Below are 25658 nucleotides of genomic sequence, written 5' to 3'. Positions count from 1 at the left end.
CCCCCACTGACCGCCCGCGGCATTGACCGATTCATCGTTGTAGGGGGCTTGACATTTTGTCCAGCCGATATCCTCGGCGTTGTTCAAGTGCCGCGTGACCGTGATCTCCATGTGAAGGAGATCGCCCGCGAGATCCCCGCGGGCACCCCACGAGACCACGGGATCCCGACGTCCCCGTGAACACAGCGCGGCGGAACCTCCGACCGGGTCGCGACCGGAGCCACCGGGCCCCGACCGGCCCTCGGATTGGGAGGGCCGCCGCCGGATCCAGGAGTATGGAGCCATGACCGCTCAGATTCTCGATGGCAAGGCCACCGCGGCCGCGATCAAGTCCGAACTCTCCACGCGCGTGGAAGCCCTCAAGGCCAAGGGCGTCACCCCCGGCCTGGGCACGCTCCTGGTCGGCGACGACCCGGGCAGCAAGTGGTACGTGGCGGGCAAGCACCGCGACTGCGCCCAGGTCGGCATCGGGTCCATCCAGCGGGAGCTGCCGGCGACCGCGACGCAGGAGGAGATCGAGGCGGTCGTCCGGGAGCTCAACGAGAACCCCGACTGCACCGGCTACATCGTCCAACTCCCGCTCCCCAAGCACATCGACACCAACCGGGTGCTGGAGCTGATGGACCCGGCCAAGGACGCCGACGGCCTGCACCCGATGAGCCTGGGCCGCCTGGTGCTCAACGAGGCCGCGCCGCTGCCCTGCACCCCCAACGGGATCATCGAGCTGCTGCGCCGGCACGGTGTGGAGATCAACGGCGCGCATGTGGTCGTCGTCGGCCGCGGCATCACCGTGGGCCGTTCGATCGGCCTGCTGCTCACCCGCCGGTCCGAGAACGCCACCGTCACCCTCTGCCACACCGGCACCCGTGACCTCTCCTCCCACCTGCGCCAGGCGGACATCATCGTCGCGGCGGCCGGTGTCGGGCACCTGATCAAGCCGGAGGACGTCAAGCCGGGCGCGGCCGTGCTCGACGTCGGCGTCAGCCGGGACGGCGAGGGCAAGATCATGGGCGATGTGGACCCCGGTGTCGCCGAGGTCGCCGGGTGGATCTCCCCCAACCCGGGCGGCGTCGGCCCGATGACCCGCGCGATGCTGCTCGTCAACGTCGTCGAGGCGGCGGAGCTCGCCGCGGGCGTTTCCGCGGAGGGGCGTGCGGAATCCGGGGGAAGCGTCGATGCCGGCTGAGACGGGCAAGGCGGCGGGCCCCCGGCGGACCCGGGCGTCGCGCCGCTTCCCCCAGTTCACCCGTGACACCGCGCGGCCGGAGGGCGGCGGCCGTGCCGCCCCCGGGGACGCCCCCGCTCCGGCCCGGCAGTGGCCGCTGCTCGTGGTGCTGGGGCTGACGGGGCTGGGGTTGTTGATCGTCGCCCTGGACGGCTTCCGCATCGGGACGATGCTGATCGGCGTCGCCATGATCGGCGGTGCGGTGCTGCGCTGGGCGCTGCCCTCGGTGGGCATGCTGGCCGTCCGGTCGCGGTTCACCGACATGTTCACGTACGGCGGGCTGGGGCTGGCGATCCTGCTGCTGGCGATGCTCGCGCAGCCGCATGCGTGGCTGAAGATCCCTTTCCTGGACGACGTGCTGCACTTCACGGTCTGAGCCGTGCCGCACTTCACGGTCGGAGCCGTGCCGCACTTCACGGTCTGAGCGGATGCGGTGGGGATGGGGGCACGCTCAGCGGACGGTGGCCCCCCACCCCCCGATGGGGGACCACCCCCACCCGCCCCCCGCCACGGGTGCTCCGCCTCTCCCGGGGGAAGCGGACCGTCCTCTCCCCCGTAAGAGGACGGTCCCGCCGGGACGCGGCCGGACGGCGCGGGGTGGACCGCGCCGGCCGGCTCGCTGATCCGACTGTGATGCGCCACATCCCCACCTGCCAAGCGTTCCCCGGGAGACGGGTCGTCGTGGGACGTCCCACGCTCCGACCTGCGGTGCGGTCCGCGGCGTTGACGCCGCGGTGGGACGCGCCCGAGGGGCCGTGACTGGCCGGAAACCCGCGTGTCGTCCGGCAGCGCCGGAAAACCCCGTCCGGCGTCGTCATCATGTGCGACACAGGAGGCTCGTGCCTCGGGGGACCATGTGACGGGTATGGGGTGGAACATGCCGCGTTGGAAGGAACTGCCGGCCTCGCTCGACCAACGGGTGAGCCGGTTCGTCGTACAGCTCCGCAGACTCAAGGACCGCAGCGGGCTCAGTCTCGCCGCGCTGGCGGCCAAGACCTCGTACAGCCGGTCGTCCTGGGAGCGCTACCTCAACGCCCGGCAACTGCCGCCGCGTGACGCGGTGGAGGAGCTGGCCCGGGTGTGCGGGACGGATCCGGCCCGGCTCCTGGTGCTGCACGAGTTGGCGGAGGAGGCCTGGCCGTCCTCCGCGGCCCCGCGATCGGCGGTGCCGGAGGAGAGCGCGGAAGGTACCGGAACGCGGGGCGCCGGGGTGGAGGGTGCCGCGGTGGAGGGCGCCGGAGCCGGCGGCGGCCCGGCTCCGGGCGCCGGGGAACTCCGGGGGACCGGGCGGCGTCTGTGGTGGTACGTCGCGGCGGTGGCCGTGCTGGCCGTCGCGCTGGCGGCCGGGCTGCTGGCCGCCCGGCCCTGGGAGGACGACGCCACGAAGGACGACGGGCCGGCGGCCGCGGGCTCCCCGTCCCCCTTCGTCTTCGTGCAGGGACGTTCCCGCCCGTGCCATGTGGAGCGCACGGACGGGGAGTTGCGGGCCGGGTACAGCCCGACCCGCACGGTGTTGATGGACCTCAAGAGCAGCGGTTGGGAAGTGCTGGAGGCGCAGTGCCTGCTCAAGCACCACGGATTCGACCCGGGTCTGATCGACGGCTCCTTCGGCGTACGGAGCAAGGCGGCGGCCCAGCGATTCCAGAAGGCCAAGGGCCTGGTCGTGGACGGGGTCGTGGGCCCCGACACCTGGGGGGAGTTGCGCAAATGAGCGGCGGGCGCCCCCTGCCCGCCGAGTGCGCCCGGCTGGCCGCCGCCTTGCGGGAGTTGAAGGAACGCACCGGGCTGAGCCTGGCCGCGCTGGGCGGGCGGACCGCGTTCAGCAAGTCGTCCTGGGAGCGGTACCTCAACGGCAAGAAACTGCCGCCCCGCGAGGCGGTCGAGGCACTGTGCGCGCTGGCGGACGAGCCGCCCGGCCGGCCGCTCGCCCTCTGGGAGCTGGCGGAGCAGCGGTGGACCGGACGGGCCGCGTCCGCCCCCTTGGAGGGGACGGAGGGTGTCGGCGGGTCGCATGGGGCAGGCACTTCATACGGTGCGGATGCTTCGTACGGTGCGGGCGATTCGTACGGCGTGAAGGAGACCGGCGGGGGCGCCGAGGCACCACCCGTCCCGATCGCGGAAGGGGACGCTTCGGCGGCTTCCTCCTCCGACCCCGCCTCCGCCTCCGCCTCCGACCCCGCCGACGCCGGGCGGCGGCCCGGCCGGCGCGTCCCCGGGCGGTACGTCGTGCTGGGCGGGGCGGCCCTGGCGGCGGCCGTGCTGGTGCCGCTTGTGCTGGTCTCCGGTGACGACACGTCGGCCGAGGTCGCCTCGGGGCCGGGCGCGGCGGCTCCGTCCTACGCGCAGTCCTACGAGCCCGGGTGCCACGGCCAGGAATGCGAAGGGGCGGACGCGCACTCGATGGGGTGCGGCGCCCAGGGGCTGCCGGTCACGCTGGTCTCCCGGCGGTCGCCGGGCGGGCAGCGGGTCGAGATCCGGTACGCGGAGAAGTGCGGCGCCGTCTGGGCGAAGGCCACCGGTCTGCGGCTGGGCGACCGGGTGGAGCTGACGCTGCCGGGGGCCCGCCCCAAGGAGGTCGCGGCCGCCAGCCGCCGCGATACGGAGGTCTACCTGTCGACCGCGATGACGGCCACCGACGACCCGCGCCGGGCCCGGGCCTGCCTGCGCCCGGCCGAGGGCGCGGAGCAGTGCTTCACCGCGCCCGGCGGGTGACGTCCGGGGCGCGGCGAAGCGGGTGGGGGACGGGCGACGCGGCCGGTCCTCCACCCCCGTGGGAGGACCGGCCGGGCGTCCTCCCCGAGCATCCAGACGGCGGCATTCCGGTTCAAGGCGAGGCCGGGTCTTGTGACGCGGAAGAGATCATTCCGCTACGAGGTCACCGTTCTGTACCGGAACGGCGCCGGACGCCTCGCGCCCGCCCCGGGAACGGTTCCCTCTCAGGAGGGTGGTCCGGGAGCACGGCCGACGAGGGGGCGTGCGCCCCGGTGCGTTGATCAACCCGGAACGCCCCTATGCGCCCGCCGAAGAGGAACTGGGAGGCTGCGTCGTGCCCTCCCTTGGGTAGCACCGCGGTACGCAGGGGGATTAGGGGAGGGCCATGCCTCGCTGGAGAGCGCTGTCGGACGAACTCGATCCGCAAGTGCGGGAGTTCGTGGAACAGTTGCGCCGGATCGTCGAGCGCAACGGGATGAGCGTCGGCGCGGTCGCGGACCGCACCGGGTACAGCAAGACGTCCTGGGAGCGCTACCTCAACGGCCGGCTGCTGCCACCGCGCGGTGCCACCGAGGCGCTCGCGGAGTCGACGGGTACGGACGTCGGGCACCTGCTCACCATCTGGGAGCTGGCCGAACGCGCCTGGAGCCGGTCCGAACTCCGGCATGACGTCACGATGGAAGGGCTGCGGGTCGAGGAGGCGCGCGCGGCACTGGCGGAGTACGAGGCGCCGCCCGCCAGGGGGAGGCGCGGCTGGTCGCTGCGCAGGACCCGGGCGGCGGAACCGGACGCGGAGGGTGGGGGCCCTGCGGGCGGTGCGGGCGGTGCGGGCGGTGCGAGCGGTGATGCGGGTGACGGAGCGGCGGTGACACCGGAGACGTTCCCTTCGGCCCGGGCGGCCGGGGTGGACGCCCGCGCGCGGGCGATCCCGCTGACGGGCCCGTCGACGTCGGCGGACCTGTCCGCCGGTCCGTCCGCCGGCGCTTCCGCCCCTCCGCCCGCGGGGCAGCCCGGGGATCCGTCCGGGGGCCTGCCCGGGGGCCTGTCCAAGGATTCGTCCGGGGGGCCGCCCGCCGACCCGGCGCAGCGGCCCTCGGCGAACGATCGCCCCCGCCCACACCCCCGTCCCCACCCTCGTCCCCGCCCGAAGCGCCGCGCCGCGCTGCTGTTCACGGTCGGCGCGGTCGGCGCGCTGCTGATGGTCGTCGCGTCCTTCCTGCTGCTCGGGTACGGGCCGGGCGGCGGCGCCCGGAAGGCCGCGCCACCCGCGGCCGCGCGGGGCTCCGGCAGCCCGGCCGCCCTCCCGGCGGGCGTCAAGTGCGCGGGCGGCGCGTGCACGGGCAAGGACCCGGAGACCATGGGGTGCGGCGGGCAGCGGGCGAAGACGGCCGGTTCGGCGACCGTCGGCAGCACCTACGTGGAGGTGCGCTACAGCGAGACCTGCAAGGCGGCGTGGGCCCGGATGACGCAGGGCGGACCCGGCGACACGCTGCGGGTCAGCGCGGCTTCCCATACCGGCGAGGGCCGCATAGAGCGTGGCACGGACGGCCACAGCACCATGGTCGCGGTCGCGACTCCGAGCGAGGCCAGGGCCTGTGTGGTGCTCAGCACGGGGCGCCAGGGCTGCACGGCTCCCCGGACGGGCAGGGCGGACGATGCCTCCGGGGCTCGTGAGGCAAAAGAGCCGCGAGGGGCGGTGGGGTAGCGGGAGGTCTCGGAGAAGCCGGAGAGGAAAGGGGGTCCAGGGACCCCAGGGGCTCTGGGGAGGTCAGGGGCCGAAGGGGCCTCCGAAGTGTCACAGGAGGTGCCATAGGCCCAGGTGAGGCGTCCCACACCGGTTCTGGGGTTCCGGGCTTGCCTCGTCGGATAGCCTGACGCCGGATCTCTTGATACCAAGAGAGGTCCGCACAACATGGGCAGGGACACCCACCGCCAGTTTCGCAGCAGGAGATCGCCATGACCCGCACTCCCGTCAATGTCACCGTCACCGGCGCGGCCGGTCAGATCGGCTACGCGCTGCTCTTCCGCATCGCCTCCGGTCACCTCCTCGGCGCCGACGTGCCGGTCAAGCTGCGACTCCTGGAGATCCCGCAGGGTCTCAAGGCCGCCGAGGGCACCGCCATGGAGCTCGACGACTGCGCGTTCCCGCTGCTGCGCGGCATCGAGATCACCGACGACCCGAACGTGGCCTTCGACGGCGCCAACGTCGCGCTGCTCGTCGGCGCCCGCCCCCGCACCAAGGGCATGGAGCGCGGCGACCTCCTCGAGGCCAACGGCGGCATCTTCAAGCCGCAGGGCAAGGCCATCAACGACCACGCCGCGGACGACATCAAGGTCCTGGTCGTCGGCAACCCCGCCAACACCAACGCCCTCATCGCCCAGGCCGCCGCGCCGGACGTCCCGGCCGAGCGCTTCACCGCGATGACCCGCCTGGACCACAACCGCGCGATCTCGCAGCTCGCCCGGAAGACCGGCGCGGCCGTGTCCGAGATCAAGAAGCTGACGATCTGGGGCAACCACTCCGCCACCCAGTACCCGGACGTCTTCCACGCCGAGGTCGCGGGCAAGAACGCCGCCGAGGTCGTCAACGACGAGGCGTGGCTGGCCGACACCTTCATCCCGACCGTCGCCAAGCGCGGCGCCGCCATCATCGAGGCGCGCGGCGCCTCCTCGGCCGCCTCCGCCGCCAACGCCGCCATCGACCACGTCCACACCTGGGTCAACGGCACCGCCGCCGGCGACTGGACGTCCATGGGCATCCCCTCGGACGGCTCCTACGGTGTCCCCGAGGGCCTCATCTCGTCCTTCCCGGTCACCTGCAAGGACGGCAAGTACGAGATCGTCCAGGGCCTGGAGATCAACGACTTCTCCCGCACCCGCATCGACGCCTCCGTCCAGGAGCTGGTCGAGGAGCGCGACGCGGTCCGCAAGCTCGGCCTCATCTGATCCGTCTACTCTGTTCCGTCCGTTCCGTGTGAGCCAGGCGGTCGGACGCGCGGCCCTGCCGCCGGTGGCTTCCGTCACCGGTGGCGGGGCCGCGCGCGTTTCCGCGGGCTGCCGCAGCGGTTCGTCCCAGCTTGGCGTGGACTCGCCGAACCCCGCTGCGAGCGCCGCTTTCCGCCGTGCCTGTCGGGGCCGCTGGTAGGACGTTCTACGCCCCGTACGGCGACGTCGTGCGGGGGCGCCGGTCGCCGGTCCGCGCCGAACCAGGCGCTGTGCGCGCCGAACGTCGACCCATGTGCGTCGAAGTCCGGCCGGGGCTCGTCCGTGCGGGATCGCGACGTCGGCGGGGTCCGGCCGGGGCTGCCGGACGCGGGCGGTACGGCCCTGATGGCGCCGTCCAGGCCTGCGCGCGCCGCGCGCGTCGGGCTACGCGCGTCCCAGGGCCGCGCGTACGGCGGCCGCCCCTCGGACGGCGGCATCCCGCGCCGCGCACGCCGCCGCCTGCCGTTCGCGCTCCGCCCGTTCCGTCCGGCAGCCGTGACACCAGAGTTCGTCGCCCAGCGGACGGAAGTAGAACGGCTGCGTGTGGTCTCCCCGGCATTCGCGCATGCCCTTGATCTTCGGCTGGGCGGGTCCGGTGCGTGTCGCTCGGATCGGGGGCGCTTCCGGCAACTTGCGGAGCAGCCGGTTGCGGAGGAGGGCGGCCGCGTGATGAATCCGCTCGGGCAACCCGGCGGTCAACTCCAGTCGCAGGTCGGGTGCTTTCACCCCGCGCAGCAGCCAGTCCGCCGCCAGCGGCGCGAGTTCCCCGACCTCCCGGCCGGTCAGCCGCAACCGGCGTTCACCGTGCGAGACGGAGGCGAGGATCAGGGCACCGTGCTCGACGAGTTGCTCCGGGAGGCACTCGGGGGGAGTCGGGCGCGGCCCGGACGGGGGCGGCGGAGGGGGCGGCTCCTCCACGTCGGGCTCCGGATCGGGCTTCGGCTCCGGCACCGGCTCTCGCTCCGGCTCCGGCTCGGGCTCAGGCCTGGGTCCCGGCACCGGCTCTCGCTCTCGCTCCGGCTCCGCTTCCGGCACCGGCTCAGGTTCCGGCGGGTGGGAGGGAGGGGCGTGTTGCTCCCCGTCTTCTCCCTAAGGGGACCACCGACCGCCCGGGACCCCGGTCCACCGACGGCCGGTTTCCCGGCACTCGGTCCCGCCGGCACCGCTTCCCCGTCCCGCACGGCCAGGGCCTCCTCCGCACTCAACGGCACCCCGGCCACCAACTGCGTGGTCACCCACCGCCCGTCACTCCCCTGCCGCCGCCACTCGTGCGCGTAACCGGTCTCCTTGAGCTGCGCCTTGGCGCGCTGGAAGGACCCGTTCTTGACCCCGGCACGCCGCGCGACCTCGGAGAGCGAGACGTCGGTGGTGTCGGCGAGCGACAGTGACCAGACGAGAAGACGCACGGCGTCCGAAGAGAGGTTCGGGTGGCGAATGATGTCGTTCGATACCTGGGTGAAGCGACGCTGGGGCGCGCTAACATGGCGCATCATCCCGTGGGTCTCCGTTTCAGACCTCGGCGGTGTAGGCCCTCGCGATGTCCTGGCAGACACGCGGGGGCCGCTCCGTTTGTACGGTTGGAATGCGCCGAGAGTACCGACAAGTCAGAGCTGTGCGAACGTAGTTGTAGACACAGGCGCATCGGGTGGTTGTCTGGCGGCTTACAGGGGAGCGCGAGCTTGGATGTGCGCTCCCTCGCGTCTCGTACGCGCTGTTGACCCCGACGCGCCTGTCCCGGCAAGGTCGTGCAAAGGAGAGCAACCACTCGCAGGGAGGCTCGTATGGCGCTGCACTTGGTGGGTGTCGACCCTGAAAGCGCAGGCGGCAACTGCCCCACGGTGTGGGTGGACCAGGACACCCGTGACCTCGTCATCCAGGGTTGGAAGGCCGACGAGCACACCACCCAGGACTGCTTGAAGACGGGGTCGATCCCCTCGACGGAGGCAGTGGTCCGGATTCCGGCCCGCATGGTGCCGATGATGAGGGAGGCGTGCGATGCCGCGAAGCGTCCCCAGCTTTGAGGAACTGCTGGACTCGGCGCGCAGCTCGGCTCTGCACCTGGAAATGCGCGATGTGTACTCGGTGGACGAGGAGCGGGAGTCCTTCGCCGCCTGGCGGCGAGGGGAGCGGGTGGACGACCCTCAATCGCCGCTGTGGCGCGACTGGGTGGCCCTCGTGAGGCGCACTGCCGGACGTGGCGTGCTCATGCGCCGCGCGCGGATCGTCTCGGAACCGGTGACCGAATACGTTCGGTACGAGCACGCCGGGACGCCTGTGATCATCGATGCGGGCGAGCAGGTCCGGTGGTTGCCCCGGTCGGAGGCGTCCGGTATCGCGCTTCCGGGCAACGATTTCTGGCTGATCGATGGCCGGTCGGTCCGGTTCAATGTCTTCACAGGGGACGGCGTGCCGGCGGAGCCCCAGTTCAGCGAGGATGACTCCGTGACTCGCTTGTGTGCTGCCGCCTTCGAGGAAGTATGGAAACGCGCGGTGCCGCATGAGGAGTACAAGGTCGCCTAGCCGTTAACCGGACAGCCAGTTCATGCCAGAGCCCAGGCCCGGATCCGTCCAGCAGGCGCGCGAGTCCCTCGCTGCGCGGCTGAGGGACATACGGCTGGACGCGGAGCTGAACGGGCGTGAACTGGCTCGCCGGTGCGGGTGGAGCGAGTCGAAGACGTCGCGGATCGAGAATGCCAGGACTCCGCCGTCGGACGCGGACATCCGTAAATGGTGCGCCGCGTGCCGTGCGGACGACCAGGTGCTCGACCTGATTGCTGCGAACCGTGCTGCCGACACCATGTACGTGCAGTGGAAGCGGCTCCACCGTACCGGCATTCGGCGGCATCAGGAGTCGGTTGTCCCGCTGTACGAGCGGACACGGGACTTTCGGGTGTACTGCTCCAACGTTCTTCCCGGGCTCGTGCAGACGGAGGGGTATGCCACGGCACTGTTGTCGACGATCAGCGAGTTTCAAGGAACCCCCAATGACGCGCCGGCGGCCGCCGCCGCACGAGTTGAGCGTTCGCGAGTCATTCGCCAAGGGGATCACCGCTTCGCCTTGATCGTCGAAGAGGACGTCCTGTACCGCGCGCACGGCGGCTCGGAAGTCATGGCCGGGCAACTCGGCTATCTCCTTGCCGTCATGGCGTTGCCATCGGTTTCTCTGGGAGTCGTCCCCAGGGCCGCCCACCGGCACATGTGGGGACTGGAGACGTTCATGATCTTCGATGACCGCGAGGTCCAGGTCGAGTTGTTGACCGCTGAAGTGAAGATCACCGAACCCGGTGAGATCGCCTTGTACCGCAAGGCCTTTGGGCGCCTGTCGGCCATGGCGGTCCATGGTACGGAGGCACGCTGCTTGATCGGCAGTGCCATCACAGCCTTGGGGTGAACCGGGATGCAAACCCATGCAAGGGAGTGGTAGCCGTGGTCGCGGCGCTTCTGCCGTCCCTCGTATGGAGCTGACTGGCCAATCAACCGGAACCCATTCCTGGCGCGTGGAACTCACTCCGTTCCGACGCCCCTACCTGGACGCCGACGGCAATGTCTGCGTCCCGCTGTGGTTGTGCAGAGGCGGCGAGCACGTCACCGACACCACCCTGCGTCTCCGCCCTTCCGAGGCGGAACCGTTCCGGGACCACGTCGGCCGTGTGCTCGCCGAGGCCCGGTCCGCCGGTGGAAGGAACCGCGCATGAGGAGCGTCCTCGCGAGCGACGGCACCCGCATGGTCACCGTCTACAAGCGCGAGCCCGGTGTCACGCCCGACAAGGCGCGGAAGCAGGTGCCGATTTAGGAGCTCGGGAGGCTGCGGGGGGAGTGGGTGGTGTGCAGGTGCCCGCTGTGCTGGGCGTGAGGACGATGAGGTCGAGGTCCTGAACGGCGGGGGCTTGCTCCTCGCCCCGCCGGACACCCCGCACGCGTTCGCCGCCGTTCCCGGGTGCACGGCCAACGCCGACGCCCTGTTCGCCTTCACGCCCGGGACGGCGCGTTTCGGTCACGTGCGGCTGCCGGGGCGGGTCATGCGCGGCGGGGCCGGGCCCGAAGAGGACAGGGAGTCGGCGGAGCGTTTCGGCGACCACTACGTGGACAGCCCGGTGCGGAACGCCGCGCTCGGTGCGTGACCTGCGTGAACCCGGGCCGCCCGGCGCGCTCAGCTCTTCGGCTGAGTGAAGCGGATGCGGTTGCCGAACGGGTCGCGGAGGCCGCAGTCGATGCCGTAGGGGCGCTCGGTCGGCTCCTCGGTGAACTCGACGCCCTGCGCCAGCAGCGTCTCGTACGTCTTGCGGCAGTCGTCGGTGGTCAGGATGAGCCAGCCGGCCATGGCGCCCTTGGTCAGCAGGTCGCGGACCTGTGCCGCCGTCTCCTCGGAGAGGGCCGGGGCGCCCGGCTTCTCCAGCAGGATCTGGCGGTCGGGCCGGCCGGGGACCTGGATGGTCAGCCAGCGCATGAAGCCCAGGTCGACGTCGGCGGCGACCTCCAGGCCGAGCTTGCCGACGTAGAAGTCGAGTGCCTCGTCCTGGTCGAGGACGAATATCTGCGAGTGCGTGATGGCGTTGAACATGGGCACTACGTTAGTGATCATTGCGGGCGAAAACTTATCCGAAACTGCTCGGTTCCGGAGGGCCGGCCGCCCCCGGTTCAGCCGCTCGGTCGCGTCCACGCCATCGCGAAGCACGTGGGCACGCCCGCGGCGACCGCCTCCTTGCGGTACGCGCGCGGCGAACGGCCGACGATGTCGCGGAACGTGCGGCTGAAGGTGCCCGGGCTGCCGAAGCCGACCTCGAAGCAGATGTCGGTCACGCTGCGGTCGGTGTCGCGCAGCAGGGACATCGCGCGTTCGACGCGCCGGCGCTGGAGGTAGCGGTGTGGCGTCTCGCCGAAGGTGGCCCGGAAGACGCGGATGAAGTGGGCCTCCGACACATGGGCGATCCGGGCCAGGGCCGGGATGTCCAGCGGCCGCGCGTAGGCGCGGTCCATGGCGTCCCTGGCGCGGAGCATCCGGCGGTTGGTCTGTTCGGTGGCGCGGCTCACGGGACCATCCCACCATGCCGGTCCGGGGCTTCGGACCTCAGCGCACGGTCACGGGATACGTGACGGACCGGGCGAGCTCCGGGGAGTAGCAGCCGTTCCGGGGATCGCTGCCGCAACGGTTGGTGAGGACGATGCGTGTGGTGCCCGTGCCCACGGCCTCGAAGGTGAAGTACCGGGCGTGGCTCGAACCGATCGCCTCCCGTTCCTGAGCCGTCTGGTAACTGCTGGTGCCGGCTGGGCGGACGATGTTCCGGTCGGGACCGGCCCCGGACAGGTCCCAGTGCAGCCGCGCGGACGCGCTCTCCCGCATCGCGATGGTGAAGCGCTCGCCGTGCCGGACGGTGAGCGTGGCCTCCGTGCGGTCGCGCGGGTTGGGGCGCGCGGGGTCGTTCGGCGGCAGCCGGTCCTCGTGGACGGTGCCGAGCATGCCGCGCCGGTCCTCGTCCCCGCCTTCGACCCTGGCGCCACCCTTGTCCTTGCCCTTCCCGGTTTCGTGGCTCCCACCGCCACCGCCGCCCCCGCCTCCGCAGGCGGTCAGGACGAGGGTCAGCAGGGCCGCTCCCAGGGGGAGGAGGGCATGACGTCCGGCGGTTCTCTTCGGTCTGTTCACAGGGCCATGTTCGCGGGTGCGGAGCATGCCGTGCTCACGGGAGCGGACGCGGACGGGCACCACCCGCCTCCCGTACGCCGGCGGCGATGTCAGTGGCCGGCCCTAACGTGCTGCCATGACGTCGTTCTTCACGCGCTACGCGCGGCAGGGTGAGCACGAGCAGGTCTGGAACGAGCTGCGCGGGCTCGGGCCGGTGCCCGGCGCGCTCCGGGAGGATGTGGAGGCGGTGGCCATGGCCACCATGGAACGGGTGGCGCGGCACGTGGTCCGGCTCGCGGAGGCGCTGCCCGAGCTGGGGTTCGTCCAGGCCGCGGCCGGAATGGCACCGCACCGGCCGCCCACCGGAAGCACCCCGGCCGCCGTGCGGGAGGCGGAGGAGGCCGTCGGCGTCCTGCCCGCCGCGCTCAAGGCGAGCTTCCTGACGGTGGGCGACGTGTCGTTCCTCGGCGACTGCCCGGCGCTCGGGCTGCGCTACCACGACGGTCCGCCGCCCCGGACGGGCCCGCCCGGCGACGGTTATCCGGACCCGCTGGACATCGCGGGCGTCGAGCACCTCCACTACGAGTGGGAGGCGTACACCGAGGACCCGGACGGTGAGGAGGACGAAGCGTTCCTCTTCTCCCTCGCACCCGACGAGCTCCACAAGGCCAACGTCAGCGGCGGCACCCACGACGTCGTCCTCCCCGACGCCCGCGCCGATCCGGAGGTGTACGGAGTGGCCGGGCGCGAGGGCATCACCCTCGTCGAGTACCTGAGGACGTCCATAGCGTGGGGCGGACTCCCCGGCTGGGAGTTCGCCCGGGGCCCTGTGCCGGACGCGCTCGCCCGACTGGCCGTCCGTCCGGATTTCTGAGCGCCCCGCGTGCCGGGGCGCACCGGCTTTCGGCCGCCCCGGCTTCCGAGCCCCCGACTTCCGAGCTTCCCGGCTTCCGAGCCCCCGGCTTCCGAGTGCCCCGCCAGGCCCGGGCAGCGCCGCCCCGCCCTGCCGTGACCCTCAGGTGAGAGGCCCTTGCTGCGCGTGACCATGGGCGGGATTCCGGTGACATGGGTCACTCTATGAGCAAAAGGAGGCATGGGCGCCCCGCGTTCGGTTAGGCGCGCCCCGTTGACGGCCGAGCTCTGTGCTGAGACGGCCGTCGGCGGGACCGCACGGAGACCGGAAGCAGAGGAAGAACATGTCGTCAGTCGAGACGATCCACGTGAACGGGAGGTGGCGTGCCGCCGCCTCCGGCGCTCAGCGGGAGGTGCTCGACCCGGCCGATGCCAAGGTCCTCGCCATGGTGGCCGAGGGCGGTACGGAGGACACCGACGCGGCCGTGGCCGCCGCCCGGGCGGCGTTCGACCACGGCCCCTGGCCGCGGACGCCCGTCGCCGAGCGCGCCGCGCTGCTGCGCCGCGTCGCGGACCTGCTCCAGCGGGACCGCGAGGAGATCGCGCTGATCGAGAGCCGCGACACCGGCAAGACCCTGGAGGAGGGCCGGACCGACGTCGACGACGTCACCAACGCCTTCCGGTACTTCGCCGATCTCGTGGTGAACGAGAGCGGCGGCCGGGTCGTCGACGCCGGCAGCCCCGACGTGCACAGCGTGGTCGTGCACGAGCCGGTCGGTGTCTGCGCGCTCATCACGCCGTGGAACTACCCGCTGCTCCAGGCCAGTTGGAAGATCGCCCCGGCGCTGGCCGCGGGCAACACCTTCGTGATCAAGCCGAGTGAGGTCACGCCGCTGTCGACCGTGCACCTCGTCCGCCTCCTCGTGGAGGCCGGGCTGCCCGCCGGTGCCGCCAACATCGTCACCGGCGCCGGCGACCCGGTCGGCGCCCGGCTGTCCGAGCACCCCGACGTCGACCTGATCTCCTTCACCGGCGGCCTGGCCAGCGGCACCCGCGTGATGCGCGCCGCCGCCCCCACGGTGAAGAAGGTCGCACTCGAACTCGGCGGCAAGAACCCCAACGTCGTCTTCGCCGACGCCTGCGCCACCGACGAGGGCTTCGACACCGCCGTCGACCAGGCGCTCAACGCCGCCTTCATCCACAGCGGCCAGGTCTGCTCGGCCGGCTCCCGGCTGATCATCGAGGCGTCCGTCCGCGAACGCTTCGTCGCCGAACTCGCCCGCCGCGCCGAACGGATCCGGCTCGGCCGCGGCACCGAGCCGGGCGTCGAGTGCGGACCGCTGGTATCCGCCGCGCAGTTGGAGAAGACCGAGGCGTACGTCGCCTCCGCGCTCGCCGAGGGTGCGGTGCTGCGCTGCGGCGGGGCCCGCCCCGAGCCCGGCGAGACCCGCCCCGCCACCGGCTACTTCTACGAGCCGACCGTCCTCGACCGCTGCACGCGCGGCATGAAGGTCGTCCGCGAGGAGACCTTCGGGCCCATCCTCACCGTCGAGACCTTCCACACCGAGGACGAGGCCGTCGCCCTCGCCAACGACACCGAGTACGGGCTCGCCGGCGCCGTCTGGACCCGGGACGCGGGCCGCGCCCGCCGGGTGGCCGGCCGGCTGCGGCACGGCACGGTGTGGATCAACGACTACCACCCCTACCTGCCGCAGGCGGAATGGGGCGGCTTCGGCAAGTCCGGCATCGGCCGCGAGCTCGGCCCCTCCGGGCTCGCCGAGTACCGCGAGCCCAAGCACATCTACCAGAACCTCGCCCCCGCGCCCGTGCGCTGGTTCGCCGGCTGACCCCGGCACCGGAGCACGCCGTACCCGGCGCGGCGCCGGCAGGGGCACACCCACCGACCGCGGCACGCGCCTCCCCACAGGGCCTCCGGCCCGCGCGACGGAACGCACCACCACCGGAGCGCGGGCCCGGCCCGCCGCATCCCGCCCACCCCGGGCGCGGTACCGGACCTTGACTTCAGACCCATCCCGACACCCCCAGTACGACCAGCACAGCACGACCCAGCGCAGTACCTTCCGCGACCACTTCACCCCAGAGGAGCACCCCCGCATGCCCCCCGCAGTTGAGAAGCTCACGGCTGACTACGTCGTCGTCGGCGGCGGAACCGCCGGCTCGGTCATCGCGTCCCGCCTCGTCGAGGACCCGGACGTCAGCGTCGTCGTCATCGAGGGCGGCCCGACGGACATCGACCGCCCCGATGTCCTCACCCTGCGCCGCTGGCTCGGCCTGCTCGGCGGCGACCTCGACTACGACTACGCCACCGTCGAGCAGCCGCGCGGCAACTCGTACATCCGCCACAGCCGCGCCCGCGTGCTCGGCGGGTGCTCCTCGCACAACACCCTGATCTCCTTCAAGCCGCTGCCCGGCGACTGGGACGAGTGGGCCGCCGCCGGCGCCGAGGGCTGGGACTGGGCGTCCATGGACCCGTACTTCAAGCGGCTGCGGAACAACATCGTCCCGGTCGACGAGAAGGACCGGAACGCCATCGCCCGCGACTTCGTCGAGGCCGCCCAGGAGGCCGCCGGCGTGCCGCGCGTGGAGGGCTTCAACAAGGAGCCGTTCCACGAGGGCGTCGGCTTCTTCGACCTCGCGTACCACCCCGAGAACAACAAGCGCTCCTCCGCGTCCGTCGCCTACCTCCACCCGCACATCGAGGCCGGTGACCGCCCCAACCTCCGCATCCTGCTGGAGACCTGGGTGCACAAGCTGGAGCTGGACGGCACCCGGGCGACCGGCGTCCGCGCCCGCACCAAGGACGGCCGGGAGCTGCTGGTCGAGGCCGGCCGCGAGGTGATCCTCTGCGCCGGCGCGATCGACACCCCCCGGCTGCTGCTGCACTCCGGCGTCGGCCCCAAGGCCGACCTGGAGGCGCTGGGCATTCCGGTGGTCCACGACCTGCCGGGCGTCGGCGAGAATCTGCTCGACCACCCCGAGTCGGTGATCGTCTGGGAGACGAACGGGCCGATCCCCGAGAACTCGGCGATGGACTCCGACGCGGGCCTCTTCGTCCGCCGCGACCCGGACGCCAACGGGCCCGACCTGATGTTCCACTTCTACCAGATCCCGTTCACCGACAACCCGGAGCGGCTGGGCTACGAGAAGCCCGCGCACGGCGTGTCGATGACCCCCAACATCCCCAAGCCGCGCAGCCGCGGCCGCCTCTACCTCACCAGCGCCGACCCCGAGGCGAAGCCGGCCCTGGACTTCCGGTACTTCACCGACGAGGAGGACTACGACGCGCGCACGCTCGTCGACGGCATCCGCCTCGCCCGCGAGATAGCGAAGACCGAGCCGCTGGCCGGCTGGCTCAAGCGCGAGGTCTGCCCCGGCCCGGAGATCACCTCCGACGAGGAGCTCAGCGAGTACGCCCGCAAGGTCGCCCACACCGTCTACCACCCGGCTGGCACCTGCAAGATGGGCGCCGTGACCGACGAGCAGGCCGTCGTCGACCCGGAGCTGCGGGTCCGCGGCCTGGAGCGGGTGCGCATCGCCGACGCGTCGGTCTTCCCGACCATGACCGCGGTCAACCCGATGATCGGCGTGCTGATGGTGGGGGAGAAGTGTGCCGAACTGCTTGTATCGGATTCGACCGAGAGGGGTGACGGCCAGTGAGCGGAACCGACACCGTCAACCGGACGCCCGACGCGGAGCCCTCGCGGCCCGCCGCCACCGGGTCCTCGCGGACCCAGGCCACCGGGAACCCGCAGACCGCCACCACCGGGACCTCGAGGGCCCAGGCCACCGGGAACCCGCAGACCGCCGCCACCGGGACCTCGCGACCCGCCCGTACCGGGTCCGCAGGCCCCGCGAACGCCAAGTCCGCGCGCACCGAGGCCGCTTCGGCAGAGCGCGCGTCCGCAGCCGATCAGGCGAGCGGCCGCAGCGCCGCCGAGCAGGGCCGCGACACCGTCGAGGCCGCCCCGAGCGACAGCGCCGCCGAGCAGGGCCGCAACGCCACCCAGCAGGGCCGCGACACCGCCGAGCCCGCCCCGAGCGACAGCGCCGCCGAGCCCGCCCGCGCCACCGCGGCCGAGCACGCCGCCCCCACCGCCGCGGCCGAGAAGCCGGTCCGCACCGCCCCGGCCGCCACCGCCGGCCGTGCCGACGGCACCGACCGTGCCCCCGAATCCGGCGGCGAGGCGCGGCCCGCTCCCGACCCCGTCTTCTCCGTCCGCAACCTGTGGAAGGTCTTCGGGAACCGCCCCGAGCGCGTCCCGGGCAGCGAACTGGCCGAACTCTCCCCGGAGGAGCTGCGCGAGCAGGCCGGCTGCACCGTCGCCGTCCGGGACGTGTCGTTCGACGTCCGCCCGGGTGAGGTCTTCGTCGTCATGGGCCTCTCCGGCTCGGGCAAGTCCACCCTCGTCCGGTGTCTCACCCGCCTCATCGAGCCCACCAGCGGCAGCATCGCCATCGACGGCGAGGACGTCCGCTCGATGGACAAGAACGCCCTGCGCGAGCTGCGCCGGCACCGCGCGGCCATGGTCTTCCAGCACTTCGGCCTGCTGCCGCACCGCACGGTGCTCGACAACGTCGCCTACGGACTGGAGATCCAGGGCGTCGCCAAGGCGGAACGCCGCGCCCGCGCCGCCGAAATGGTCGACAAGGTCGGCTTGGCGGGCATGGAGGCGCGCCGCCCCGGCCAGCTCTCCGGTGGTCAGCAGCAGCGCGTCGGTTTGGCCCGCGCCCTCGCCGCCGACCCCGAAGTCCTGCTGTTCGACGAGCCGTTCAGCGCCCTCGACCCGCTGATCCGCCGCGACATGCAGGAGGAGGTCGTCCGGCTGCACCGCGACGAGGGCCGGACGATGGTCTTCATCACCCACGACCTCTCCGAGGCGCTCCGCATCGGCGACCGCATCGCGCTGATGCGCGGCGGCCGGGTCGTGCAGTGCGGCACCCCCGAGGAGATCGTCGGTTCCCCGGCCGACGACTACGTCCGCGACTTCGTCCGGGACATCCCCCGGGAGCAGGTCCTCACCGTCCGGCGCGCCATGCGCCCCGCCACGCTCGGCGAGGCCCGCGGCGGTACCGGGCCCACCGTGTCGGCCGGGACGACCGTCGCCGAGGCCATCGACGTCGTCGCACGCGGCGGCAGGCCCGCCCGTGTCGTGGAAGGAGGCCGCTGCGTCGGAATCGTCGACTTCAAGTGCCTCCTGAGCGTGGTCGCCGGGCTGGAAGGCCCGGGACGCCTGGAGAAAGCGGCGGCATGAGCACCACCACCCCCACCCCCCGCACCACGGTCGCGGCCCCGGACACCGCGCGGCTCCGGGCGCTCCTGCGGCGCCCGGCCGCGCGCAAGCTGCTGTCCCTGGCCGTGGCCGGGCTGGTCCTCGCCCCCTTCGCCCACGCGGCGTGGGGGAGCGGCGGCTGGCCGCACGCGCTGACCGTCTCGCTGGACGAGCCGCTGCGCTCGGCCGGTGACTGGATCGTGGACAACCGTGACAGCCACTGGCTGTTCCTGTACTTCTTCGGGCACGTCAGCAACGTCATCATCGGCGCCGTGCACGTCGTCTACGTCGTGCTGCTCGCCCTCGGCTGGGCCGGTGTGACGGCCGGTGCCGCGCTGGTGGCCTGGCGCGCCGCGGGCGTCCGGGCCGCCGTGACGGCCGTGGCGTCGTTCGCCGTCTGCGGCCTGCTGGACATGTGGGTGCCGACGATGCGGACGCTCGCGCTGATGGCCGTCGCCGTCGCCGCGTCCGTCCTCGTCGGCGCGCTCCTCGGCCTCGCGGCCGGGCTGTCCGACCGGACGTTCCGCGTACTGCGGCCCGTCCTGGACACCATGCAGGCGCTGCCCGCCTTCGCCTACCTGCTGCCCGTCGTCCTCGTCTTCGGCATCGGCGTGGCCCCCGCGGTCCTCGCCACCGTCGTCTACGCGGCGCCGCCGATGGCCCGGCTCACCGCGCTCGGCCTGCGCTCCACCGACCCCGGCGTGCTGGAGGCCGTGGAGTCGCTCGGTGCCACCGGCTGGCAGCGGCTGGTCACGGCGCGGCTGCCGATGGCCCGCAAGCAGCTCCTGCTGGGCCTCAACCAGACGATCATGATGGCGTTGTCGATGGCCGTCATCGCCTCCGTGATCGGCGCGGACGGCCTCGGCGACCGTGTCTACCAGGCGCTCTCCACCGTCGACGTGGGCGCCGCGCTGGCCGCCGGCATTCCGATCGTGCTGCTGGCGATCGTCCTCGACCGCACCACGTCGGGAGGCTCCGACGGCACCCCCGTCCGCCGGGGCCACCCCGCGGTCGGCTGGGCGCTCGCCGCGGCGGCCGTCGCCGGCTTCGTCCTGACCCGCTCGCACGACTGGCCGCGCGGCTGGACCGTCGCCGTCACCGAGCCCGTCAACCGGGCGAAGGACTGGATGGTCGACCACCTCTACTCCGGCATCCCGGGCATCGGCGGCACCGCCGACTGGGCGGCCCACTACACCGGCTGGGTCCTCGACCCGCTGCGCGACGGCCTCCAGGCGCTGCCCTGGTGGGGCGCCGTGCTGCTGGTCGCCGCCCTGGCCTGGTCCATCGGCACCTGGCGGACCACTCTGACGGCCGTCCTGTCGCTCTCCGCGATCGGCGTGCTCGGCCGCTGGGACAGTGCCATGGACACCCTCTCGCAGGTCCTCGCCGCCGTCGCCGTGACGCTCGTCCTCGGCTTCGCGGTCGCCGTCGCGGTGGCCCGCAGCCGCCGCACCGAGCGGCTGCTGCGGCCGGTGCTCGACGTGTTCCAGACCATGCCGCAGTTCGTCTACCTCATCCCGGTGGTCGCCCTGTTCGGCGTGGGCCGGGCGCCCGCCGCCGCGGCGGCCGTCGTCTACGCGCTGCCCGCCGTCATCCGCATCGCGGGCGAGGGGCTGCGGCAGGCCGACCCGCGGGCCATGGAGTCGTCGACGTCCATGGGCGCGACCGGCCGGCAGCAGCTTCTCCAGGTCCAGTTCCCGCTGGCCCGGAACGAACTGCTGCTCGCCGTCAACCAGGCCGTGGTGCTCGTCCTGTCCGTGGTGATCATCGGCGCCCTGGTGGGCGGCGGCGGCCTCGGCTACGAGGTGGTCTTCGGCCTCGCCCGCGGCGACCTCGCCACCGGCCTCGTCGCCGGCGCCTCGATCGCCTGCCTGGGCCTGATGCTCGACCGGGTCACCCAGCCGACGAAGGGAGCGCGCGATGCGCGGTAAGTGGATCGCGGGAGCGGCGGCCCTCGGCACGCTCGGGACGCTCGCCCTGACCGGCTGTGGCGCGGCCGACATGACCAAGCAGGGCTCGCCGTACGCCAACGCGGCCGGTACGAAGTCCGTGACGCTCTCCGTCCAGTCCTGGGTCGGCGCCCGCGCCAACACGGCCGTCGCCCAGTACCTGCTGGAGCACGAGCTGGGCTACCGCGTCGACACCGTCCAGGTCGACGAGGTCCCCGCCTGGGACGCGCTCAGCCAGGGCCGGGTGGACGCCATCATGGAGGACTGGGGCCACCCCGAGCAGGAGAAGCGTTACGTCAGCGACAAGAAGACCGTCGCGGACGGCGGCGACCTCGGGGTCACCGGCCACATCGGCTGGTGGGTCCCCAAGTACTTCGCCGACGCCCACCCGGACGTCACCGACTGGCGGAACCTCAACAAGTACGCGTCGCAGCTCCGCACCCCGGAGAGCCGCGGCAAGGGCCAGCTCCTCGACGGCTCCCCGTCGTACGTCACGCACGACAAGGCGCTGGTGAACAACCTGAAGCTCGACTACCAGGTCGTCTTCGCCGGTTCCGAGGCGGCGCAGATCACCCAGATCAAGCAGTTCGCCAAGGACCGCAAGCCGTTTCTGACGTACTGGTACGAGCCGCAGTGGCTGTTCAACGAGGTGCCGATGGTGGAGGTCAAGCTTCCGCCGTACTCGGACGCCTGCGGGACGAAGGGCGACTCGGACCCCGACTCCGTCGACTGCGCCTACCCGACCTCGTCGCTGAAGAAGTTCCTCAACGCCGACTTCGCCCGCAAGGGCGGCGACGCGGCCCGCTTCCTGAAGAAGTTCCACTGGACGAAGCGGGACCAGAACGAGGTCGCCCAGTCGATGGCCGAGGACAAGCTGCCCGCCGACAAGGCGGCGGCGAAGTGGGTGAAGGCGCACCCGGAGGTGTGGAAGAAGTGGCTGTGACGCTCAGCGGGTGAGCAGCCCGGCCACGTGGTCGTACATCCCCACCAGCCACTCCGCGTCACCGTTGTCACGCCCCCAGAGCGCGGCCCGCACACAGCGCAACTGCGCCCACCGGACCGTCCGTTCCCGGTCCAGCTCCGCCGCCTCGGCGAACACCGCGAGGCGGCGGAGCAGCGCCGCGCGCAGGTCGGAGGCGGTGAGCAGGTCGGCCGCGCGGCTCCGCAACAGGGTGAACGCGTCGTAGGCCGGATCGCCGACGAACCCCTTCGGGTCGATGGCGAGCCACGGTTCCCGCCCGCCGCGCAGCACGTTGGCGGCGTGCAGGTCGCCGTGGACGAGGGTGTCGGGCTGGTCGGGGACCACCTCGCGGACGGTGGCGAGCGCCGCGTCCAGCACGGCGGCCGGCAGCGGCCGGCCCAAGCGGGCGGAATCAGCCCGGAGTTCGGCCTCCCACGCACCGGCCCTCTCGCGCAGCCGGGGCAGACCGGCCGGCGCCGCAACCGCCAGCCGCCGGGCGAGCCGGCCGCCGACGGCCATGGCCTCGTCACCGTCCTCCGGATCGGCCAGTGATCCGCTTCCGGCCCGCTCCAGCAGCATCGCGAAGCACGCGTCGTCGCGTTCCAGAAGCCGCACGGCGCCGCGTCCGCCCCAGACGGCGAAGGCATCGGGCTCGTGGACGTTCCCGGGGTGCGGGAACGACACCTTCAGCACGGCGGACGAGCCGTCGGCCCGCCGGACGGGGACGACGACGCCGACCTGGCCGTGCAGGACAGGACCATCCGGCGCGCACGCCCACCGCGCGAGCAACTCCAGGACGATGTCCGGCAGCCGGCGCAGCCAGGCGCGGCCGGCGTCGCCCTCCCGGTCGGCGGTCGACCGGGCGAAGGTTTCGGGTATCCGGTGCATCGGGACACGGTAACGGCTGGGGGCGGCAGTGGAGTTCGGACCCTGACCGCCTGACCGCCTGACCGCCTGACCGCCTGACCGCCTGACCGCCTGACCGCCTGACCGCCTGACCGCCTGACCGCCTGACCGCCTGACCGCTGTCGGGGCGGGGCTGCGGCAATGGCGCGGGGCTGTGACCGCGACCGGAACGGGGCGGGGGGCGGGGTCCGAGGGCCGGGCGAAGGGCGAGGGCGGGCCGGACAGGAGACCGTGGCACGAGGCGTTCCTCCAGGACCCCGGCGAGGTGGGCGACGATCAGGCCTGGTCGCCGGTCGGCCGCCGAGGCCCGGCGGCACCTCACGCCGAAAGCAGTCCCTTCGCCGCGTCCCCCGCCGCCGTCATCGCGCGCAGGTACATCCCGTGGCCGAAGGTGATCCGGTCGGCCCCCAGTGCCCCGAGCCGGCGGACGGCCGGACCGTCCGGGGCGGACAGGGCGTTCACCGGGAGGCCGGAAGCGGCGGCGATCCCGGCGAGCGTCTCCTCGGGAGCCTTGATCGGGTACACGCAGTCCGCGCCCGCCGCCGCGTACAGCCGGGCCCGCTCGCGCGCGTCCTCGTCGGACGCGCCGTGCAGGTGGCTGTCGACGCGGGCGTTGAGGAACAGGGCGTCGCCGGCCGCAGCGCGGACGGCGGCGAGGCGGTCGGCCTGCTCGCGGGGGTCCCGGAGGCGGCCGGTGGCCCGGTCGGTGTCCTCCAGGTTGCAGCCCACGACACCCGCCTCCAGGGCGCGTTCGACCAGTTCCCGGGGTGCGAGCCCGTAACCGTCCTCCAGGTCGGCGGAGACGGGGACGCCGGAGGCGCTGACGGCGCGGACGATACGGGCGACCGCCGCGAACATGTCCGCCGCCGGGACGTCACCGTCCGCCAGGCCGAGCGAGGCGGCCACCGCCGCGCTGGGGGTGGCCAGCGCGGGGAAGCCGGCGTCGGCGAAGGCGCGGGCGCTGCCCGCGTCCCACGGGCCCGCCAGGACCAGCGGGTCCCCGGCGGGACGGCCGTGGTGCAGGGCGCGGAACGCCGCGGCCGTCATCAGCGGGCCTGGTAGGCGCCGGGCACCGCGCGGGTGGAGACGGCGAACCGGTTCCAGGCGTTGATCGCGACGATCACGGCGAGGAGCTGGGCCAGCTCACGCTCCTCGAAGACGCTCGCGGCGCGCTCCCAGACCTCGTCCGGCACGAAGCCGTCGGTGATCACGGTGACGGCCTCGGTGAGGGCGAGGGCCGCCTGCTCCTTCTCGGTGTAGTAGCCGGTCGCCTCCCGCCAGGCGCTGAGCAGGTAGATGCGGTCCTCGGACTCGCCGGCCTTGCGGGCGTCCTTGGTGTGCATGTCGATGCAGAACGCGCAGTGGTTGAGCTGCGAGCCGCGGATCTTGACCAGTTCGACGAGGGTGTGGTCCAGCCCGTTCACGGCGGCCCGCTCCAGGGCGTACATCGCCTTGTAAACGTCGGGGGCGACCCGCGAGTACTCCATGCGGGGGCCGTGCTGATGGGTTCCGGTGTTCTTCGTGGTCTCGGTCATGGCTTCGACACTACGACCGCGGAAGCCCATGGGTATGGTCCATTTCCATGGAGAAAACGTGGGCCATTCCCGGGCGGGGCGGCACCGGGGGCGACACGGGAGGCGGCATGGGTGGCGGCAAGGGTGGCGGTGCGGCGGGCGGCACGGTCGCGGGGACCGATCTTCACCTCGACCTCTCCGGCCCCGGCGGGGTGCGTGCCGCGCTGATCGGGGCGCTGCGGGACGCCGTACGCTCCGGCCGGCTGGCCCCCGGCACCCGCCTGCCGTCCTCCCGCTCCCTCGCCGGCGATCTCGGGCTGGCCCGGAACACCGTCGCCGACGCGTACGGGCAGCTCGTGGCCGAGGGCTGGCTCACCGCACGGCAGGGCTCGGGCACCCGAGTGGCCCAGGCGGCGACGGTACGGGCCGCCGTCCCCGCGCGGGCCGCCGCCCGGCCCGTCCGCCCGGCCGTACGCCCCCTGCACGACCTGCGCACCGGGACCGCGGACGTCTCCTCCTTCCCGCGCACCGCCTGGGCGGCGGCGGCCCGGCGCGCGCTCGCCCAGGCGCCCAACGAGGCGTTCGGGTACGGCGACGCCAGGGGCCGCGTCGAACTGCGGACCGCCCTCGCCGGTTACCTGGCCCGGGCCCGCGGGGTACGGGCCGACCCCGAACGGATCGTCGTCTGCTCGGGATTCATGCAGGGCCTGGCCCTGCTCGGCGGCGTCCTGCGCCGGCAGGGGACCCGCGCGGCGGCGGTCGAGACGTACGGCTTCTGGATGCACCACGACGCGTTCACCCGCGCCGGACTGCGGCAGGTTCCGCTGCCGGTCGACGACCGGGGCGCCGACGTGGCCGCCCTGGACCGGCACCGCGGCGTCGGCGCCGTCCTGCTCACCCCCGCCCACCAGTTCCCCACCGGCGTCCCCCTCCACCCCGACCGCCGGACCGCCGTCGTGGACTGGGCCGGGCGCACCGGCGGACTGATCGTCGAGGACGACTACGACGGCGAGTTCCGCTACGACGGACGCCAGGTCGGCGCCCTCCAGGGGCTCGCCCCGGACCACGTCGTCTACTGCGGGACCGCGAGCAAGTCCCTCGCGCCCGCCCTGCGGCTGTCCTGGATGGTGCTCCCGGAACACCTGGCCGCCGAGGTGGCGCGGGCCAAGGAAGCGGGGGAGTTCGGCACGGGTGTCCTCGAACAGCTCACGCTCGCCGAGTTCCTCACCTCCGGCGCGTACGACCGGCACGTCCGCTCGATGCGGCTGCGCTACCGGCGCCGCCGCGACCGGCTCGTCGCCGCGCTCGCCGAACACGCCCCGCACATCCGGGTCACCGGCATCGCCGCCGGGCTCCACGTCGTCCTCGAACTGCCGCCCGGAACCGAGCAGTCCACCCTCCGGGCCGCGCACTGGCAGGGGCTGGCCCTGGAGGGGCTCGGCCGCTACCGGCACTCCGCCGCGCCGGAGCTCCCGCCCGGTGACCGCGACGGAGTGATCGTCGCCTACGGGACGCCGGCCGACCACACGTTCCCCGGCGTCCTGGAGGCGTTGCTGAGGGCGCTGCCACCGGCCGCGTGAGGCCCCCGGGGCGTTGTCGGTGCCCCGGTCTATCGTGGAACGACCAGCCGAACGGGCGGCTGT

The 25658-nt window shown here is 73.0% G+C and carries 24 protein-coding genes and 1 pseudogene; 18 read left to right on the top strand and 7 right to left on the bottom strand.

What is annotated here, in order from left to right:
• Positions 1–283: 283 nt before the first annotated feature.
• The 6 genes from ACZ6X9_RS04410 to ACZ6X9_RS04385 all read left to right on the top strand — a co-directional run bounded on the left by ACZ6X9_RS04410 (position 284) and on the right by ACZ6X9_RS04385 (position 6883).
• Entirely contained in the window at positions 284–1186 is a 903-nt protein-coding gene (locus ACZ6X9_RS04410) for a bifunctional methylenetetrahydrofolate dehydrogenase/methenyltetrahydrofolate cyclohydrolase (RefSeq protein ID WP_469776375.1), read from the top strand.
• On the top strand, positions 1176–1601 hold the full coding sequence (locus tag ACZ6X9_RS04405; RefSeq protein WP_469776374.1) for a DUF3017 domain-containing protein: 426 nt from the start codon (positions 1176–1178) through the stop codon (positions 1599–1601). Before ACZ6X9_RS04410 ends, ACZ6X9_RS04405 begins: the two co-directional genes overlap by 11 nt.
• Before the next feature lie 501 nt (positions 1602–2102).
• On the top strand, positions 2103–2936 hold the full coding sequence (locus tag ACZ6X9_RS04400) for a helix-turn-helix domain-containing protein (RefSeq protein ID WP_469776373.1): 834 nt from the start codon (positions 2103–2105) through the stop codon (positions 2934–2936).
• Entirely contained in the window at positions 2933–3937 is a 1005-nt protein-coding gene (locus ACZ6X9_RS04395) for a helix-turn-helix domain-containing protein (protein WP_469776372.1), read from the top strand. The genes ACZ6X9_RS04400 and ACZ6X9_RS04395 overlap by 4 nt, the downstream gene beginning before the upstream one ends.
• A 385-nt stretch (positions 3938–4322) precedes the next feature.
• Positions 4323–5642: a helix-turn-helix domain-containing protein gene (locus ACZ6X9_RS04390; protein ID WP_469776371.1), complete on the top strand. Its 1320-nt coding sequence runs from the start codon at positions 4323–4325 to the stop codon at positions 5640–5642.
• Between the two features lie 251 nt (positions 5643–5893).
• Positions 5894–6883 (top strand): malate dehydrogenase, encoded by a 990-nt coding sequence (locus ACZ6X9_RS04385; protein ID WP_469776370.1) that lies wholly within the window; start codon positions 5894–5896, stop codon positions 6881–6883.
• Between the two features lie 423 nt (positions 6884–7306).
• On the opposite strand, the gene ACZ6X9_RS04380 is transcribed toward ACZ6X9_RS04385, so the two are convergent.
• Positions 7307–7873, bottom strand: a complete 567-nt coding sequence (locus ACZ6X9_RS04380) for a hypothetical protein (protein ID WP_469776369.1) — start codon at positions 7871–7873, stop codon at positions 7307–7309.
• A gap of 830 nt (positions 7874–8703) precedes the next feature.
• On the opposite strand from ACZ6X9_RS04380, the gene ACZ6X9_RS04375 reads away from it, so the two are divergent.
• From ACZ6X9_RS04375 to ACZ6X9_RS04355, 5 genes are all read left to right on the top strand, one after another.
• A complete protein-coding gene (locus ACZ6X9_RS04375) occupies positions 8704–8943 on the top strand; it encodes a hypothetical protein (RefSeq protein WP_469776368.1) in 240 nt (79 codons plus the stop codon).
• The gene (locus tag ACZ6X9_RS04370) at positions 8918–9442 is read left to right on the top strand and encodes a DUF6879 family protein (protein WP_469776367.1); all 525 of its coding nucleotides are present in this window, start codon (positions 8918–8920) and stop codon (positions 9440–9442) included. The genes ACZ6X9_RS04375 and ACZ6X9_RS04370 overlap by 26 nt, the downstream gene beginning before the upstream one ends.
• A 22-nt stretch (positions 9443–9464) precedes the next feature.
• On the top strand, positions 9465–10313 hold the full coding sequence (locus ACZ6X9_RS04365; RefSeq protein ID WP_469776366.1) for a helix-turn-helix domain-containing protein: 849 nt from the start codon (positions 9465–9467) through the stop codon (positions 10311–10313).
• Positions 10314–10419: 106 nt separating this feature from the next.
• The gene (locus tag ACZ6X9_RS04360; RefSeq protein ID WP_469776365.1) at positions 10420–10617 is read left to right on the top strand and encodes a hypothetical protein; all 198 of its coding nucleotides are present in this window, start codon (positions 10420–10422) and stop codon (positions 10615–10617) included.
• Between the two features lie 192 nt (positions 10618–10809).
• Positions 10810–11043, top strand: a complete 234-nt coding sequence (locus ACZ6X9_RS04355) for a hypothetical protein (RefSeq protein ID WP_469776364.1) — start codon at positions 10810–10812, stop codon at positions 11041–11043.
• Between the two features lie 29 nt (positions 11044–11072).
• On the opposite strand, the gene ACZ6X9_RS04350 is transcribed toward ACZ6X9_RS04355, so the two are convergent.
• The 3 genes from ACZ6X9_RS04350 to ACZ6X9_RS04340 form a co-directional block, all read right to left on the bottom strand.
• The gene (locus ACZ6X9_RS04350; RefSeq protein ID WP_469776363.1) at positions 11073–11483 is read right to left on the bottom strand and encodes a VOC family protein; all 411 of its coding nucleotides are present in this window, start codon (positions 11481–11483) and stop codon (positions 11073–11075) included.
• 77 nt (positions 11484–11560) lie between these two features.
• The gene (locus tag ACZ6X9_RS04345; protein ID WP_469776362.1) at positions 11561–11953 is read right to left on the bottom strand and encodes a helix-turn-helix domain-containing protein; all 393 of its coding nucleotides are present in this window, start codon (positions 11951–11953) and stop codon (positions 11561–11563) included.
• Positions 11954–11990: 37 nt separating this feature from the next.
• Positions 11991–12563 (bottom strand): protease inhibitor I42 family protein, encoded by a 573-nt coding sequence (locus ACZ6X9_RS04340; RefSeq protein ID WP_469776361.1) that lies wholly within the window; start codon positions 12561–12563, stop codon positions 11991–11993.
• Between the two features lie 115 nt (positions 12564–12678).
• On the opposite strand from ACZ6X9_RS04340, the gene ACZ6X9_RS04335 reads away from it, so the two are divergent.
• The 6 genes and pseudogenes from ACZ6X9_RS04335 (at position 12679) to ACZ6X9_RS04310 (ending at position 21577) form a co-directional block, all read left to right on the top strand.
• Positions 12679–13416 (top strand): hypothetical protein, encoded by a 738-nt coding sequence (locus ACZ6X9_RS04335; protein ID WP_469776360.1) that lies wholly within the window; start codon positions 12679–12681, stop codon positions 13414–13416.
• A gap of 322 nt (positions 13417–13738) precedes the next feature.
• Positions 13739–15241, top strand: a complete 1503-nt coding sequence (locus tag ACZ6X9_RS04330) for an aldehyde dehydrogenase family protein (RefSeq protein ID WP_469776359.1) — start codon at positions 13739–13741, stop codon at positions 15239–15241.
• Positions 15242–15509: 268 nt separating this feature from the next.
• On the top strand, positions 15510–17072 hold the full coding sequence (locus ACZ6X9_RS04325) for a GMC family oxidoreductase (RefSeq protein WP_469776358.1): 1563 nt from the start codon (positions 15510–15512) through the stop codon (positions 17070–17072).
• A 533-nt stretch (positions 17073–17605) separates the two neighbouring features.
• Positions 17606–18667 (top strand): annotated as a pseudogene (locus ACZ6X9_RS04320) (quaternary amine ABC transporter ATP-binding protein); the annotation flags it as partial.
• Positions 18664–20616: an ABC transporter permease gene (locus ACZ6X9_RS04315; protein WP_469776357.1), complete on the top strand. Its 1953-nt coding sequence runs from the start codon at positions 18664–18666 to the stop codon at positions 20614–20616. The pseudogene ACZ6X9_RS04320 and the gene ACZ6X9_RS04315, both read left to right, overlap by 4 nt.
• Positions 20606–21577, top strand: a complete 972-nt coding sequence (locus ACZ6X9_RS04310) for an ABC transporter substrate-binding protein (RefSeq protein ID WP_469776356.1) — start codon at positions 20606–20608, stop codon at positions 21575–21577. The genes ACZ6X9_RS04315 and ACZ6X9_RS04310 overlap by 11 nt, the downstream gene beginning before the upstream one ends.
• 3 nt (positions 21578–21580) lie before the next feature.
• On the opposite strand, the gene ACZ6X9_RS04305 is transcribed toward ACZ6X9_RS04310, so the two are convergent.
• The 3 genes from ACZ6X9_RS04305 to ACZ6X9_RS04295 all read right to left on the bottom strand — a co-directional run bounded on the left by ACZ6X9_RS04305 (position 21581) and on the right by ACZ6X9_RS04295 (position 24036).
• Positions 21581–22483, bottom strand: a complete 903-nt coding sequence (locus ACZ6X9_RS04305) for an aminoglycoside phosphotransferase family protein (protein WP_469776355.1) — start codon at positions 22481–22483, stop codon at positions 21581–21583.
• A gap of 336 nt (positions 22484–22819) precedes the next feature.
• On the bottom strand, positions 22820–23548 hold the full coding sequence (locus ACZ6X9_RS04300) for an isocitrate lyase/PEP mutase family protein (RefSeq protein ID WP_469776354.1): 729 nt from the start codon (positions 23546–23548) through the stop codon (positions 22820–22822).
• Positions 23548–24036, bottom strand: a complete 489-nt coding sequence (locus ACZ6X9_RS04295) for a carboxymuconolactone decarboxylase family protein (protein ID WP_469776353.1) — start codon at positions 24034–24036, stop codon at positions 23548–23550. Before ACZ6X9_RS04295 ends, ACZ6X9_RS04300 begins: the two co-directional genes overlap by 1 nt.
• Before the next feature lie 107 nt (positions 24037–24143).
• On the opposite strand from ACZ6X9_RS04295, the gene pdxR reads away from it, so the two are divergent.
• Positions 24144–25595 (top strand): MocR-like pyridoxine biosynthesis transcription factor PdxR, encoded by a 1452-nt coding sequence (pdxR, locus tag ACZ6X9_RS04290; protein ID WP_469776652.1) that lies wholly within the window; start codon positions 24144–24146, stop codon positions 25593–25595.
• The last annotated feature ends 63 nt before the right edge of the window (positions 25596–25658 follow it).

It is taken from the genome of Streptomyces sp. NPDC052910 (genome assembly GCF_055585605.1).
This window is presented reverse-complemented; position numbering and strand designations above follow the sequence as displayed.